Below are 15707 nucleotides of genomic sequence, written 5' to 3'. Positions count from 1 at the left end.
GGATCATTGCAGGAGTTTGAGATTGGCAGATCGTAAGGACAGGTCAGACCGTTCAGGCAGTCCCCATCCTAGAACCCTTCCTACAAACCCGGCTCAGGACGCTGCCGAGCGATCGCCCTTTGACCCCGCCCTGGATCAAGAACTGGACGAGGCGATCGCCAGTTTTCGCGAGATCCAGGCAGATCTAACCTACTGTCAGGCGCAGGACGCGCTGCGGGATCTGGTGAATGGGCTAGATCTGACCCCGCGAGAGCGATCGGGTTTGGAAACAGAGCTAACCAGCCTGCAAACCCTGCTGCAAAAGCTCGACCGCATGGTGGTGCAAATTGCGGTGTTTGGCATGGTGGGGCGGGGCAAGTCGTCGCTGCTGAATGCGCTGCTGGGGCAGTCGGTGTTTGAAACGGGGCCGGTGCATGGCATCACGCAGGCGGTGCAGGCGGCGAACTGGGAAATTCGGCAGGAGGCGATCGCCGGAAGCGCTCAGGAGGTTCTGCGGGTGTCGCTGCCGGGAACGGGCCAGTCGCAGGTAGAGCTGATCGACACACCGGGCATCGACGAAGTAGACGGCGAGGGGCGCGAACAACTGGCACAGCAGATTGCCAAACAGGCGGATCTAATCCTGTTCGTTGTATCGGGCGATATTACCCGCGTGGAATATGAGGCGTTGTCGGCGCTGCGGCAGGCGGCTAAGCCGATGCTGCTGGTGTTCAACAAGGTGGATCAGTATCCCGATGCCGATCGTCAAGCAATTTATCAGACCATCCGCGACCAGCGCGTGCGAGAACTGCTGTCGCCGGACGAAATCGTCATGGCGGCGGCTTCGCCGATGACGACGACGGCCGTGCGTCAGCCTGATGGCCAGCTTGTGGTGCGCCGAGAAGCCGGAAAGCCCCAGATAGACGACCTGAAGCTGAAAATTTTGGAGATTTTGCACCGCGAGGGCAAGTCGCTGGTGGCGCTGAATACGATGCTCTATGCCGACGATGTGAGCGATCGCCTGTTGCAGCGCAAGCTCGAAATCCGCGATCGCAGCGCCGATGACCTGATCTGGCAGGGCGTGATGACCAAGGCCGTGGCGATCGCCCTGAACCCGATTACCGTGCTGGATCTGCTGGGCGGCGCAGTGATTGAAATTGCCCTGATTGTCACCCTGTCACGGCTCTACGGCATCCCCATGACCCAGCAAAACGCCCTCATGCTGCTGCAAAAAATGGCAATTGGGCTAGGCGGCGTGACGGCCAGCGACCTGCTGCTGACGCTGGGACTGGGTTCGCTGAAAAGCCTGCTGGGTGCCGCGGCTCCAGCTACTGGGGGCGCGTCGGTGTTGCCCTATGCCTCCGTGGCGATCGCCCAGGCAGGGGTCGCAGGAGTGTCTACCTACGTCATTGGCCAGCTCACCAAAACCTACCTCGCCAACGGCGCATCCTGGGGGCCCACCGGGCTAAAAACCGTCGTCAGCGAAATTCTTGACTCTCTTGACGAAGCCTCCATTCTGAGCCGAATTAAGGACGAATTGCAGGCTAAGTTGGAGCAGCGATAGAAGGGATGGGGAGAATGGCTGATTTTCAGATCTTTGAGCAATCTATTCAGATCAGCGCCAGCGCAACAGCGGTCGAGCAGTGTCTTATAGACCTGGAGTTGATGCATCGCTGGCTCAATCCGGCGCTGCGCTGTGAGCCTGTGGGTGTTTGGAGTACAGAGCTAGGCAGCAAGAGCCGATTTCTGATTCAAACGCCGCTGGCGCAACCTGCGCTCTACAGCACGGTGGTCGAGCGGGAGCCAGGGCTGATCGTGTGGGAGTTTAGGGGATTCTTTCAGGGGCGCGATCGCTGGGAGTGTCAACCGACTTCTACGGGCACGACGCTGATCAATCGCTTTGAGTTTCGCATTCCCAACCCCGTCATCCGCTATGGGTTTAATACGTTTGCGGCGGAGTGGACTCGGCAGGATATGCAGGCGCAGTTGCGGCGGCTAAAGCGCGTGGCAGAAGCGCTTTACAATAGCTCACAAACCGCGCCCAAAAAGTGAAGAAACGTATGCAAAACTAAACCTTGATTACAGATTCCCAGCCTTCAACGGGGAATTTCCGACCTGGGTGATAGTTTGATGAGTATCGAATAACACCATCAAAAACTTTCGCTCGGTTTAGCTCAATGTACGATAAGAACACGAAAAAAGATTGGTTGAGCGCGGTTCTAACTGCGACGCTGGGCGCAGGAGCCGTGACCACATTTGCCATTAGCCAGGGGCAACATCCGGCGATCGCCCTCAGTATTACAGCCTTTGCAGTTTTGGCTGCCTTAATGATTGATCACTACAGCCCGTCCTGAGTTTTAGCTGCAATTTGAGTCTAAATTCAAGCAAAACGGGAAACCAAAACTTGAGCTGACCTGAGCTATTGCTCAATCCCGACTATTGCCCAACGAGGTAATTTTCCGGTGCAGTCTCCTAATCAGGCTCTTTGGGGAAAGACTTTTGCCGCTCCTGCCATGCCTGCCAAAGGTCGGGGCGGCGTTTCTGCGTGCGCTCGAGCTGCTGTTCGTGCCGCCAGTGGGCGATCGCCTGGTGGTTTCCCGACAGCAGCACATCGGGCACGCGCCACCCGCGAAACTCCGCCGGACGAGTGTATTGGGGATAGTCCAGCAGCCCATCCTCAAAGCTTTCCAGCTTCAGCGACTCGACTTTTCCCACCGTCCCCGGCAGCAGGCGAATCACGCCATTTAGCAGCGCCAGCGCCGGAATTTCGCCACAGGTCAATACAAAGTCCCCCAGCGACACTTCCCGCGTCACCAGATGCAGCACGCGCTCGTCTACGCCCTCGTAGTGTCCACAGATAATGACCAGTTGATCCCGGCTGCTGGAAAACTCCTGAAACATCCGCTGGCACATCGGCTCCCCCTGCGGAGTCATGAGCAGCACCTCCCGTCGGGGTAGCACGGGCAGCGACTCCACCGCTGCAAAGATCGGCTCCGGCTTCATCAACATCCCCACGCCGCCGCCATAGGGTTCGTCATCGACCTTGTGATGCTTGTCGGTAGTGAAATCGCGGGGATTGGTCAGATGCACCTCCGCGATCTGGTTTGCCAGCGCTTTGCCCAGCAGTCCGGATTGCAGGGGAGAGGAAAAGAAATCGGGAAACAGGGTGATTAGGTCGAAGCGCACGAGGGAAAGAGGGAAGAACGAAGAGGGAAGAACGAAGAGAGAAGAGGGCTGGAAGGGGGGGCGGCTGCTTTGGAGTATTGTTCTTTGGAATAGTTTTCGGAGTGGTTTCTGGAGGCTTTGGGGGGTTGGTGGTCGTAAAAGGCGATAGGTTTTTGCACCTATGCTCAAGGGGGAATGTAATGAAGCTAGGATAGGGTTCGCACAAAAACTACCGTTAAAGGCTTGAGAGTATGGTTAAATAATTACGCTTAGACTCTAGACCTACTCCCATTAGATTTGCTGATTTAATCGCAATGTGCGACTTTGCCGATCTCCCTCACCCTAAATCCCTCTCCCAGAGAGGGAGAGGGACTTCAAGCCTCTCTTGCTCCCCTTCTCCCGACATGGGAGAAGGGGTTGGGGGATGAGGGCAAATTGGAAGTTGCACATCCCGTGATTTAACTTGTCGAATCTAAATTCTATTCGACTGAACTTTATCAGGATAAAGCAGAGTCGGCGATGTATGCGAGATTGCGCCTGCGAGATTGCGCTTGCGAGATTGCAAGCACCATCGCTCGTCTTTTGGCGATTTATCCGAGGGTTCATGCCTTGACCGCTGATTTCGCTGCATACTTGCTGCATATTTACTGCACGGTAGAAGATTTTCCTGCTGTTTTTCCCTGAGTCCCCACTCGCCAGCAACCTTCACTCTTGAGTAATGAGTAACACTCAACACGGGCTTGGCAAATTATTAGAACGGCTAGTGTCGCGCCGTCCGCTTTCAGAGCGGATGTTCCAATCTGATCCTACCCTCCAGCGTCAACGGATGCCCCAGTCTACAGAAACAGCGGTTATGGTCATCGGCGGTGCCGAAGACAAAGTCCACGGTCGTGAAATTCTCCGCACGTTTTTTCATCGATCTCGCGGTGCGGATGCGCGGATTGCCATCATTCCTTCGGCTTCGCGGGAGCCGGGGGTGATCGGCAGCCGCTACCGCGAGATTTTTGAAGACATGGGCGCAAAGGATATTGCCATTTTCGACATCCAAGATCGGGATCAGGGGAGCCATCCTGAATGGCAGGCGTTTCTGGAAGACTGTACGGGCGTGTTTATGACCGGGGGCGACCAGTTGCGGCTATGCGGGCTGCTGTCGGATACGCCCATCATGGAAAAGGTGAGAATTCGCGCTCAACTGGGCGAAATTACGCTGGCGGGCACGAGCGCTGGGGCAGCCGTAATGGGGCAGCACATGATTGCGGGTGGCGGTAGCGGGGAGCCGCCGAATCGGTCGCTGGTAGATCTAACGACCGGACTCAACATTATTCCTGAAGTGCTGGTGGATCAGCATTTTCACAATCGCAATCGGATGGCGCGGCTGATGAGTGCGATCGCCGCCTATCCCGAAAAGCTAGGCATTGGCATCGACGAGGATACCTGCGCCATGTTTCAGGGCAATGGCACCTTTGAGGTGATTGGCAAAGGCACGGTGACGGTGATCGACCCAGGTCAGATTTCCTTTACCAACCAGCCCGACGCGGGCACGGACGATCCCCTGAGCATCCACAATTTGCGGGTGCATATCCTTAGTCATGGCGATCGCTTTGATTTCTACAAGCGCGTCGTCTTGAATCGGTAGGAGATCGGTAGGAAATCGATAGGAGATTGATAGCCATCGGTGGCTGATGATTAGCTCATCGGGGTTCCGTTAGTGGCCTATCGGGGGCGATCGCCCGTCCTCAAGATTGCTCCCCGGGTTGATCTCCGGGTCTATCCCAATGAGTAACCCAATGAGTAATTACTCACAAAAATGTCCTGCGGTTCATTGCGTAGGGGACGAAAATGCGTCAGGATTCAGGCAACGGGGTGATGGCAGGCAGTTCCAAAACAAACCTAAAACTGTTTCAAACAATACAGTTTGTCATTGTTGTCCCGCTTGACACTAGACTATCGTGCTTCTAAAGCCGCACTCTATCCTGGAATCCCAGCGCTATGAAGATTCTCAAGACTCAGACGTTGCGAGGCCCCAACTACTGGAGCATTCGATACCCGAAGCTGGTGATCATCCGGCTCGACCTCGAAGACCTGAGCGATCGCCCGTCTAACGAAATCCCTGGATTTTACGACGGGTTGGTATCCCTCCTGCCCAGCTTGGTCGAACACTACTGCTCACCTGGCTGCCGGGGCGGGTTCCTCAGCCGCGTCCAGGAAGGCACCATGATGGGGCATATCGTGGAACACGTCGCGCTGGAATTGCAAACGCTGGCCGGGATGACCGTCGGCTTTGGGCGCACCCGCGAGACCTCGACTCCCGGTGTTTACCAAGTTGTGATTGAGTACAAAAACGAGCAGGCGGGTCGCTACGCAGCGCGGGCGGCGGTTCGCCTTTGCCAGAGCATCGTAGACACAGGTCGCTATCCCGTTGAAGAACTGGAGCAAGACCTGAACGACCTGCGAGAACTGGCGATGGAAGCGGCGCTCGGCCCCAGTACCGAGCATATCGTCGCCGCGGCCGAGGCGCGGGGGATTCCCTGGATGCCACTCAGCACGCGATCGCTCATCCAGCTTGGCTACGGCGAATATCAGAAACGTATCCAGGCCAGCCTCAGCAGCGGCACGGGCATTTTGGGCGTAGAGCTAGCCAGCGACAAGGAAGGGACGAAGCGGCTGCTGGCCGAAGCGGGTGTTCCGGTTCCTCGTGGCACCACGATTTACTACCTGGATGAACTGGAGCAAGCCATCGAAGACGTGGGCGGGTTCCCCATCGTCATCAAGCCGCTAGACGGCAACCATGGCCGCGGCATCACCATCGACATTAACTCAATGGCAGAAGCCGAGGAAGCCTACGATGCTGCCCAAGCTGCCTCAAAATCCCATGCAGTAATTGTCGAGCGCTTCTATCGCGGGCGCGATCACCGGATCTTGCTCGTCGGTGGCAAAGTGGTGGCAGTGGCAGAGCGCGTCCCTGCTCACGTCGTTGGCAACGGTCGCTCCACCATTGCTGAACTGGTGGACGAAACCAACCGCGACCCCCGCCGGGGGACAGGACACGACAACGTGTTGACCCAGATCGAGCTAGATCGCGCTGCCTTTCAAATGCTGGAGCGCCAGGGCTATGACCTGGATACAGTGCTGCCGATGGGGCAAGTGTGCTACTTGAAGGCGACCGCAAACCTTAGCACAGGCGGCATCGCCATCGATCGCACGGACGACATCCACCCTGAAAACCGCTGGATTGCCGAACGCGCCGCCAAAATCATCGGGCTGGACATTGCCGGATTGGACGTGGTAACCCCCGACATTTCTAAACCCATGCGCGAGGTGGATGGCGTAATTGTAGAAGTCAACGCCGCGCCGGGCCTGCGGATGCACTTCTCACCCAGCGAGGGTACGCCGCGCAACGTGGGCGAAGCCATCATCGACATGCTGTTTCCGCCCGGAACGCCCGGCCGTGTGCCCATTGTGGCGGTGACGGGCACCAATGGTAAAACCACCACCAATCGCCTGACCGCCCATATTTTCAAGCAAACGGGGCAAATCGTCGGCTACACTACCACCGACGGCATCTACATTGGCGACTATCTAGTGGAAAAGGGCGACACCACAGGGCCCCAAAGCGCCCAGGTGATTTTGCAAGATCCAACGGTGCAAGTCGCGGTGCTGGAAACGGCGCGGGGCGGGATTTTGCGCTCTGGGCTGGGCTTTAACCAGTGCGATGTGGGCGTGGTGCTGAATGTGGCGGCCGACCATTTGGGTATTGGCGATATCGATACGGTGGAGCAACTGGCACACCTTAAGAGCGTCGTGGCAGAAAGCGTCGGGGTGGGCGGCTATGCTGTGCTGAATGCGGATGACCCGCTGGTGGCGGCGATGGCTGGCCGCGTCAAGTCGCAGGTGGCCTACTTTGCCATGAACCCGGACAATCCCACGGTGCAAAACCACGTCGCTCAGGGTGGACTGGCGGCAATTTATGAAAACGGCTACCTGACGCTGGTGAAAGGCGACTGGGCGCTGCGGCTGATGGAGGCGGCCAGCGTGCCCCTGACGATGGGCGGCCGTGCGCCGTTTATGATTGCCAATGCGCTGGCGGCTTCGCTGGCGGCCTTTGCCCAGGGCGTTCCGGTCGAGGCCATTCGGCAGGGGCTTGCCACCTTCCAGGCCTCTGCCAGCCAGACTCCCGGCCGCATGAATCTGTTTAATCTGGGTGAGTTTCATGTCCTGTTGGACTATGCCCACAATCCCCACAGCTATGAGGCGCTGGGCGGCTTTGTGCGGAACTGGAACGGGGAGCGGATCGGGGTGATTGGCGGACCGGGCGATCGCCGCGATGAGGACTTCATTACCCTCGGTCGGCTCTCGGCTGCCATTTTCGACCGGATTTACATCAAAGAAGACAACGACACCCGTGGACGAGCGCGGGGCAGCGCAGCTGCGTTTATCGAAGAAGGTATTCGGCAAATCCAGCCAGATCTGAAATATGACGTGATTCTGGACGAAACCGAAGCCATTAATACGGCGCTGGATCAGGCCCCCAAGGATGCGCTAGTGGTGATTCTGCCGGAGAGCGTTAGCCGTGCCATGAGCCTGATCGATGCCCGCCGACCCATTTCGGAGGCGACCACGCTCCAGCCCACCCCCGAAGCCCCACCAGAGCCGCCAAGGTTGGAAGACAATCCCTTCGAGACGGGCTTTGAAGAGTTTGTGCCCTCTGTGGCAGAGGGATAGGCTGGGGTTAGGATTCAGCGCTGCTTGAGCCAGTCTGCTTGAGCCAGTCTTCTTCCCGCTTAAACGTGGTAGACCCCAACAGTTCCCAATTGCGTCGCTGCAATCGCCAGGTTACATTTCTCAGGGTTGCCATGCTCCCTGGTGCCAGTTTAAGCTGACTAATCGGTTTGACGACGGGATTGGCGATCGTCATTGGGTTTCCCTCCGCCTTCTGAAAGTGCTGCTTAGAAATGCTGCAAAAAATGCCACTTTAATGCCGCTTAATGCCGCCTTGAAGCTGCTCTTTGGATGAGTATAGGGTTCGAGCCTTTTGAGAATCGTGTTAAGCAGTCAGAGGCAAACTGTGTGAGGATAGTGCTGGCTCAACTTGCAGGCTGAGATTTGGGTATTTAAGCAATCGTTGGTAGCATTTGGCAATAATTGGCAACATTTAGGTTTCTCTAGGGTTTCTCATCAGGAAAGAATTATGTTGAAAGCGTCTGAGGTAATGTCCAAAGAAGTAGCGACCATTCGCGGCTCAGCCACGGTCTATGAAGCCGTCAAGCTGATGAAGGAAAAGGCGACCCGGACGCTGATTGTGGAACTGCGCCACAGCCAGGATGCCTATGGCATTGTGACTGAAACGGACGTGGTGTACAAAGTCGTCGCCTACGGCCTCGACCCAGCGCGGGTGCGCGTGTTTGAAATTATGACCAAGCCCTGCATCGTGGTGAATCCTGATCTGGGTGTGGAATATGTTGCGCGGCTATTTGCCAATACGGGCATTCACAGCGCTCCGGTGATTCAGGGCGGGCTGCTGGGGCTGATTACGCTGAACGACATCCTGACCAAGGGCGACTTTGTGGAACAGCCCAAGGCCGTGCTGCTGGAAAACCAACTGCAAGAGGCGATCGCCCATGCCCGACAGGTCTGCGCCGCCAAAGGCATCGACTCGCCAGACTGCGCTGCGGCGTGGGACATTGTGGAAGAATTGCGAGCCGAAGCCGCCCACCAAAAAGCCAATCGCACCTACGGCGATATCACAGGCGGCAAGTCTGCCTTTGAGCAATACTGCGAAGAGAACCCCGACGCACCCGAAGCGCGAATGTATGATTCGTAATTGGAATTCGTACGGACTTACGCACTTGCGATAAGTTTGCTGGGTTTTGGACGATTTCTCGCGGGCTGTGCCCGCGAGAAATCGTCCAACTGCGTGAGTCCTACCAAAATCTCAGATCAGCGGGATCCGAATGATAAACGTTGTGCCCTTGCCCACTTCCGATTCGCATTCCAGACTGCCGCCGTGACGCTGCACGACAATCTGGTAGCTGATGGACAGCCCTAGCCCTGTGCCTTTGCCAACGGGCTTGGTGGTAAAGAACGGATCAAACAGGCGATCGCGCGTTTCGGCAGAGATGCCCGGGCCGTTGTCGGCAATGCGAATGACAACGCAGCCAGTTGGCTCTGGCGACTGAGAGGGTGCGGGTTCGGCGGGCGGTGCGAGGGCGATCGCGGGCTGCGGCACAAACTCGGTCGAGATGGTAATCCGGCGTGGCGGGGGGCACTCTTCTAGCGCGTCGATCGCGTTCACCAGAATGTTCATAAACACCTGGTTTAACTGACCCGCATAGCATTCCACTTTGGGCAGCGATCCGTATTCTTTTTCAACGTCAATTCCTGTTCCTTCGGCGTGATTTTTTAGGCGATTTTGCAGGATCAACAGCGTGCTGTCAATGCCTTCGTGAATATCCACGGGCTTTTTCTCTGCTTCGTCGAGCCGAGAAAAGTTTCGCAGCGACAGCACAATCTGACGAATCCGGTCTGCGCCAATTTTCATCGAGGTCATCAGCTTGGGCAGATCGTCGGCAATAAAGTCTAGGTCGATCGACTGGAGCGCCTGAGCCACCTCATCCGGCGGATCGGGGATGTGATTTTGATACAGATTCAACAGATGCAGCAGGTCTTTGGTGTAGTTGTTGGCGTGAACCAAATTGCCATTGATGAAATTCACCGGATTGTTGATTTCGTGGGCAATGCCCGCCACCATCTGCCCCAGGCTGGACATTTTTTCGGACTGGATCAGGTGCGCCTGGGTCTGCTGGAGGTGCTGCAATGTCTGGCTGAGCTGGGCGGCTTGGGCTTCGGCGGCGATCGCCGCTTCTCGGCTGTGGGCATACAACTCCGCTTGGTCAATGGCGATCGCCACCTGGTCGGCAACGGCTTGCAGCAGTTCCACCTCGCTGTCTGTCCAGGCGCGGGGGCTGCTGTGGTAGCAGGCGATCGCCCCCAACTTGTGCGATCGCGTCTCTAGGGGCATCAGCAGATGAGCCACCGCATCGGCCCGGTTCAGCACCTCTAGCAAGCCCGGTTCCACCGCTCCGGGCCGCCCGTCGGCAATCCGCACCATTTCCAGATTCAGCACCTTTTCACCCAGCACCCGCCCCGGCCCCAGCGGATAGTCGCCCAGCAGGCTGAGCAGCGCCGGATTGCGGGCTTCGTGAGTAATCTCCAGCCGCGTTGCCTCCAGCGTCGAGCGACACCAGAGAAACTGGCAGCGATCCACTTGGAGCAGCGACCACACCTCACTCACCGTTGTTTCCAAGATCGCCTCCAGATCCAGCGACGCGCGAATCTGGCTGGCCAGGCGAAACAGCAGCGCCTCCCGCCGACTCAGCAACTCCTCTCGCGCCAGCGTCCGGTCGATGGCAACGGCGAGACTGTTGGAAATCCAGCCCAGGGTTTTATGCACCGTTTGGGCAAAGGGCAGATGGCTAAACAGCGCCATGACCCCGATTAAGCGATCCTCTGTGACCAGCGGGTAAGCCGCAAAGCCAACTATGCGCTCTTGCTCCAGCCAGTCTTTGGAGCCGATACACATATCATTTAGCACGTTGTCGGTGAGGTAGGGCTGCCGCGTTTGGGCAGCGTAGCCAATCACCGAAATGCCAATGGGAATGCGGTTTTGAAACTCCTTGGGGCAAGAGTAACCGCCTGTGCTGGCTTGTAGCTCTAGCAGCCGCGTTTCGGGATTAAGCGTCCACACGTAGGCCGAGTGCGCGTCGAGATACTGCACGAGTTGGGCCGTGCAGCGCTTCAGGATGTCAATAACAGTGCCGCCCTGGGATAGGGTTACGCCGACGGCCGCGCCCAGTTCCGCCAAGTGCGATCGCGCTTTGAGTTCCTGCTCTGCTTCTTTGCGCTCCGTGATGTCCGTTCGCAGGGCGATATAACGCTGAGGCTTGCCTGTCTCATCGAGAATCGGCACGATGGTCGTATCCACCCAGTAGAGGATATTGTTCTTAGCCCGGTTGCAAATTTCGCCGCGCCACACATTGCCAGAGGATATGGTCTGCCACATATCCCGGAAAAACTCCCGCGAGTGATAGCCAGAGCTAATCAGCCGATGATCTTGCCCGATTAGCTCCTCGCGAGAATACCAGGAGATTTCGCAGAATTTATCGTTGGCGTAGAGGATCTTGCCCTGAGGGTCGGTAACGGCGGCGATGGAGTGCTGATTTAGCGCGAAGGCCAGGTCAGAAAGCAAGTCGTACTGCGGCGGTTTGGGATCGAGCGGCGCATCTGCCGAAACTTCGCTGGCAGTGGCGCACAAGAGCTGGCGGTCTTGCAGCGGCCCAATGCGCCACTGGAGCCGATGATAGCTGCCGTCGCGGTGGCGGCATCGGTTTTGAAAGGTGACTTTCTTCCCTTTGGCGACGACTTTTTGAATGTGGTTGAGGGTGATTTCCCAGTCGTCGGGATGGATAAATTCTAGGAACGGCTTGGCCATGAGTTCTGCTGCGGTATAGCCCAGCAGCTTGCGCCAGGCGGGGTTGAGCCGCTTGAGGTAGCCGTCTGCGCCCATCACGCAGGCCAGATGGGCCGATAGGGAAAACAGCAGCTTTTGCTCGGTTTCGGCGGCGTGGTGCTGGGCAATCGCCTCTGTCAGAGCCGCCGTGCGCCGCCGTAGCTCAAGTTGAGCAATGACCTGTCGCGCCAGCAGCCGCAAGCCGTCCATCAGCCCTTCCGATGGATTTCCCGGCTCCCAGCCCATCACCGCCAGTACGCCCAGCGCCGCCCCCGCCGGACTCAGCAGCGGCACGCCAGCATAGAAACGTACCGCAGGCGTACCCACGGTGATCGGCTCAAATACAAACCGCTCATCCTGCTGCAAGTCTATCACCAGCAGACCGTCTTCGGCGGCCAGCGTGCTGTCCAGGCACACCAGCGGATGGCAGGGCGTGTTTTCGGGCCAGCCCGTCAGCGCCTTCAGCCAATAGCGGTCTTCGCCTGCCAGCGCCGAACTGTCGCCTCGCAAAAAGGCGATCAGCCCCACCGACACGCCTCCTAACTGCGCTGCCAACCGCGCCAGCCCATCAAACCCCTCTTCGGGCGTGCTGTCTAAAATGTTGTACTGACGCAGCACATCGAGCGTAGCAAAGTCGGGAACTGGCATAGTTGTGGCACGGAAAGCAAGAGAAATGAGGGGCGGATAGGCGACGGGCTGCGAACCTGTGAAGCGACGGAAAACTTTTGACTCAGCTCAGTACTAGACTCATACACTTGCGATCAGTTTTCTGGACTTTGGATGGTTTCTTGCGGGCGTGACCCGTAAGAAGTCCTCCCACTGCATAAGTGCCCCATATTTTCTAAAATACCAGCGCCAGAAGAGGGGACAAAGCCCCCAATCGCTCATCTTTCCTAGAGTTCCCTTACCTCTGGAAGACTATACAGTGGATTGGGGGGCTGCCTGGTGGGGCGGAGCAACGGGCAGCACGACGGTAAAACAGGTTTGTCGGGCGGCACTGGCGACCTGAATGCTGCCACCCAGATGTTCTGTCATTTTTTGCACCAAAGCCAGCCCCAGCCCTGTGCCCCCTTGTTTCCAGCGGTCGATGCCAGGGACGCGATAGAACTTCTCAAAAATATGGTCTAGCGCCTCGGTGGGGATTTCCACACCAGAGTTGCAGACACGCAGCACAAAAAAGCCTGAATTAGACGAGTAAAGAGAGGCGAAATTTTGCGCTGAGGCGAGATTTGGGGCAGCAGCGAAGGGCTTGAGGGCAAACGGGCGATCGCCCCCGGTCGCTTTGGCTATCGTTTCAGTCGTCGTTTCAGCCGTCGTTTCAGTCATCACAGCAGTTTCGCAGTCAAACGGGCCGACAGCGCAAGCAGCCACCCGAATTTTTTCACCGGGCGGTGTGTATTTGCAGGCATTGTTGAGCAGTTCTGTCAAAATGCGCTCCAGGCAGGCTGGGTCGGACGTGATGACGGGCAGCTTGTCGGAAATTTCAATCTGCAAAGTCTGCTGGCGGTTGCGGATGCGCTCCTGAAACGACTCGACAATGTGCAGCACCCAGTCCTGGAGGGAGATGGGTTCCAGCTCAAGGGCCTGTGTCCCGGAGGCGAGGCGCTGTAAATCGAGCAGGTCGTTGATTAAATTAGCCTCACGTTCGCACTCCGCTTCTAAAATCTTTAGATATTGCTCGCGCCGCTCGTTGTGCTGCGACAGTTTCAGCATATTGATCGCCATTTTAATATTGGTAATCGGGGTTCGCAGTTCGTGAGAGACGGTGCTGAGAAAATCGTCCTTGAGCAGGTTCAAGTCTTCCAGTGCCTTGAGCTGAATTTGGGCCGCTTCATATAGCCGCGCCTGCCGCAGGGCGATCGCACACTGGCTGGCCACCTGCTGCACCAGCCGCACCTCTGGCTCCTCAAAGCATTCGCCCTGCGGCTTAAATAGCCATAGATCCCCCAACACGCCCTGATCGTCCCAAATTGGATGGGCCAGCACCGTCATCATGCAGGCAGTGGGGCGGACTGGATGGGGCAGCGCGGCGCAAAACTGGCAGGATTCTCCCCGCAGCAGCAAACCATGAACCTCAGAAAACTCGTTGGGAATGGCAAAGCTCGTGCCCAGCGCCGACGGCAGGGCAACTGTATATTCGTACTGAATTGTCGAATACTTCTGGTCGGCACTGTAGAGCGCTGCATCACAACAGAGGAGGTTTAGCTCTTGCCCCAGCGCCTGCACCGCCGTCTGCAAAATCTGTGACTCGTCCAGGCTGTCGCGCACGCTGTCGGTAATGCGCCTGACCAATGCTTCGTAGCTCAGCGCCTGCTGAATCGCGCCAAACTGCTGGGTCAGCGTTTTGCCCATCGTTCTAAAGTTTTTGACCAGAAACGCGAGTTCGGTGATCTGGCTGTCGGGCCAGTCGATGGGCTGCCCAGCCAGCAGCTTGTCGGGTAGATTGGTCGTTACCTGGGCAAGCCGGGACAGGGGGCGCACCATCCGCTGGCTCACCAGCGCCGACACCAGCAGCGCCAGCAGCGCGATCGCCAGCAGCAGCGCCAAATTTCGAGAGTAGATGCTCTGGATATTTCGCATATCCGGCTGGGCAGAAGCCATGACTTCCAGCGTCCAGGGCAGGCCTACATCCACAGGCACTTCCTGCACAAAGGAGGAGTTGATCCAGCGCACCATGATGGGCCGGTGTTTGTCGGGAAATAGCTGGTAGAAATGCTCATCCAGTTGCTCAATGCTGCTATTCTCCGGCAGTTGCAGCAGCGAACCGGGTGGGCGATCGCCCTGCGTACTTAACACCACTACCTGCCGCCGCCCAATGAGCGTGAGATCCAAATCCTGGTCGCCAGCGCTCTGTCGCAGCAGGGACTCGACTCGATCGAGCGTCAGTTCACTGGTGATTAGTCCTTCAACCTGCCCATCCCGTACAATGGGAAAATTCCAGATGACATAGGGCGGCGAACCAGACACCACATCCGACAGAATCGGCTGGAGTGTCTGTCGAGCCAGGGCTGCATAGGGGCTTAGTGGGGCGATCGCCGCGTCGAATGCTTTACCAAACGGCTCATCAAACGCTTCATCAGACCGATTGCTCGATCGCGATCTGTTGTGGCTGGAAACCAGCAGCCGCCCCTCCCGATTCCACACCTGCACTTGGCGCAGATCAGGCAGCAGCCGTTGGGTCGATTCGAGATGGTGCTGCAAATGCTCCAGATCCGTCTTGTGATACTGCACGACTTGCAGCGCTAGTTCGTTCGCCGACCGCAGATTTTCCTGATGCCACGACCGCAGCGCTGCCACGGCATAGCCCGATACCCGACTGAGATCGGCCCGGGCTTCGGCCCGAATATTGTCCACCACATCGCGGCTGGCAAGCACAATCAGCAGCAGCGTCGGAAAAAAGACAAACGCCACCAGCAGGTTAAACAAGGTTTGCTGAACAGCGAGAGAGTTGATGGCGCTGGGTCGATTTAGCCAGCGGTGGATGGGCAAATAGGTCATCAATAGGCTGGCAACCAGCGCATTGAAGATGCCATTCACAGGCTGCTTGAGCAAAATGATTTGCACCTGGAAGGGGTCGGCCTGCAACACGCCCGCATAGAAAAACCAGCCCAGGGGAACCCCGATCAGCAGCCAGAAGAGTCCATCCAGCAGCACGATGTTTGGACGGTTTGTGGGGCGATCGCCATAAAACAAAACACCCACAAACAGCGCCTCCAGCGTAAAAACCACGCCCGCGTAGAAATGTCCCCACAGAAAGTAGGTACAAACACCACTCAGCGCCCCTGCCAACACGCCCCACCGAACCCCATAAAACCCCACCACCAGCCACACGGCAATGGAGCCAAAAATCAGGTCAATGTTAAAAAACAGGTTCCATCGCGCCAGATTGCCCAGATAGCTAGCGACAAGCAAAATCAACAGACCCAGAAGACTTCTGCGCCGGAGAGGGAAACCAGTGAGTTGCCTCAGTTGACGCTTTAGCCCCATATCATCTGCCCTGTCCAATAGGCTTTACAGCATCTACCCCCGCCACTCAGCATTTCTTTGCAGTTCGCTCTTT

General features: G+C 57.2%; 10 protein-coding genes. 6 read left to right on the top strand and 4 right to left on the bottom strand.

All coding sequences use genetic code 11. From position 1 onward, the window contains the following. Nucleotides 1–130 precede the first annotated feature (130 nt). From JTM80_RS14525 to JTM80_RS14515, 3 genes are all read left to right on the top strand, one after another. Nucleotides 131–1540, top strand: a complete 1410-nt coding sequence (locus JTM80_RS14525; protein ID WP_225906867.1) for a GTP-binding protein — start codon at nucleotides 131–133, stop codon at nucleotides 1538–1540. 14 nt (nucleotides 1541–1554) lie between these two features. Next, nucleotides 1555–2028: an SRPBCC family protein gene (locus JTM80_RS14520; RefSeq protein WP_172357190.1), complete on the top strand. Its 474-nt coding sequence runs from the start codon at nucleotides 1555–1557 to the stop codon at nucleotides 2026–2028. A 155-nt stretch (nucleotides 2029–2183) separates the two neighbouring features. Further along, nucleotides 2184–2330: a hypothetical protein gene (locus JTM80_RS14515; RefSeq protein ID WP_172353196.1), complete on the top strand. Its 147-nt coding sequence runs from the start codon at nucleotides 2184–2186 to the stop codon at nucleotides 2328–2330. 118 nt (nucleotides 2331–2448) lie between these two features. Here the strand turns inward: JTM80_RS14515 and trmD are convergent, their stop codons facing one another. Beyond that, on the bottom strand, nucleotides 2449–3162 hold the full coding sequence (gene trmD / locus JTM80_RS14510) for a tRNA (guanosine(37)-N1)-methyltransferase TrmD (RefSeq protein ID WP_172357192.1): 714 nt from the start codon (nucleotides 3160–3162) through the stop codon (nucleotides 2449–2451). 769 nt (nucleotides 3163–3931) lie between these two features. On the opposite strand from trmD, the gene JTM80_RS14505 reads away from it, so the two are divergent. Then, nucleotides 3932–4777 (top strand): cyanophycinase, encoded by an 846-nt coding sequence (locus tag JTM80_RS14505; protein ID WP_371321940.1) that lies wholly within the window; start codon nucleotides 3932–3934, stop codon nucleotides 4775–4777. A 353-nt stretch (nucleotides 4778–5130) separates the two neighbouring features. After that, the gene (cphA, locus tag JTM80_RS14500; protein WP_172357193.1) at nucleotides 5131–7863 is read left to right on the top strand and encodes a cyanophycin synthetase; all 2733 of its coding nucleotides are present in this window, start codon (nucleotides 5131–5133) and stop codon (nucleotides 7861–7863) included. Between the two features lie 7 nt (nucleotides 7864–7870). Here the strand turns inward: cphA and JTM80_RS14495 are convergent, their stop codons facing one another. Then, entirely contained in the window at nucleotides 7871–8056 is a 186-nt protein-coding gene (locus JTM80_RS14495; protein WP_172357195.1) for a hypothetical protein, read from the bottom strand. A gap of 273 nt (nucleotides 8057–8329) precedes the next feature. Between JTM80_RS14495 and JTM80_RS23505 the strand changes: the two genes are divergently transcribed. Then, nucleotides 8330–8962 carry a CP12 domain-containing protein gene (locus tag JTM80_RS23505; RefSeq protein ID WP_172357197.1) on the top strand — a complete coding sequence of 211 codons (633 nt, stop codon included), beginning with the start codon at nucleotides 8330–8332 and terminating at the stop codon, nucleotides 8960–8962. Between the two features lie 111 nt (nucleotides 8963–9073). Here the strand turns inward: JTM80_RS23505 and JTM80_RS14485 are convergent, their stop codons facing one another. Both JTM80_RS14485 and JTM80_RS14480 read right to left on the bottom strand, forming a co-directional pair. Beyond that, nucleotides 9074–12295 (bottom strand): GAF domain-containing protein, encoded by a 3222-nt coding sequence (locus tag JTM80_RS14485; RefSeq protein ID WP_205369675.1) that lies wholly within the window; start codon nucleotides 12293–12295, stop codon nucleotides 9074–9076. A 270-nt stretch (nucleotides 12296–12565) separates the two neighbouring features. Then, nucleotides 12566–15565, bottom strand: a complete 3000-nt coding sequence (locus JTM80_RS14480) for an ATP-binding protein (protein WP_172357199.1) — start codon at nucleotides 15563–15565, stop codon at nucleotides 12566–12568. Between the last annotated feature and the right edge of the window lie 142 nt (nucleotides 15566–15707).

It is taken from the genome of Thermoleptolyngbya sp. PKUAC-SCTB121 (assembly GCF_016919485.1).
In the GTDB taxonomy this organism is placed as follows: Bacteria; Cyanobacteriota; Cyanobacteriia; order Elainellales; family Elainellaceae; genus Thermoleptolyngbya; species Thermoleptolyngbya sichuanensis.
The sequence above is the reverse complement of the archived record's forward strand: the minus strand, read 5'-3'. Positions and strand labels throughout refer to the sequence as shown.

Bases quoted from the DNA above. Each gene is read 5' to 3' on its own strand.
- JTM80_RS14520 (WP_172357190.1), top strand. From the start codon at position 1,555: ATGGCTGATTTTCAGATCTTTGAGCAATCTATTCAGATCAGCGCCAGC.
- JTM80_RS14505 (WP_371321940.1), top strand. From the start codon at position 3,932: ATGTTCCAATCTGATCCTACCCTCCAGCGTCAACGGATGCCCCAGTCT.
- cphA (WP_172357193.1), top strand. From the start codon at position 5,131: ATGAAGATTCTCAAGACTCAGACGTTGCGAGGCCCCAACTACTGGAGC.
- JTM80_RS14495 (WP_172357195.1), bottom strand. From the start codon at position 8,056: ATGACGATCGCCAATCCCGTCGTCAAACCGATTAGTCAGCTTAAACTG.
- JTM80_RS23505 (WP_172357197.1), top strand. From the start codon at position 8,330: ATGTTGAAAGCGTCTGAGGTAATGTCCAAAGAAGTAGCGACCATTCGC.
- JTM80_RS14485 (WP_205369675.1), bottom strand. From the start codon at position 12,295: ATGCCAGTTCCCGACTTTGCTACGCTCGATGTGCTGCGTCAGTACAAC.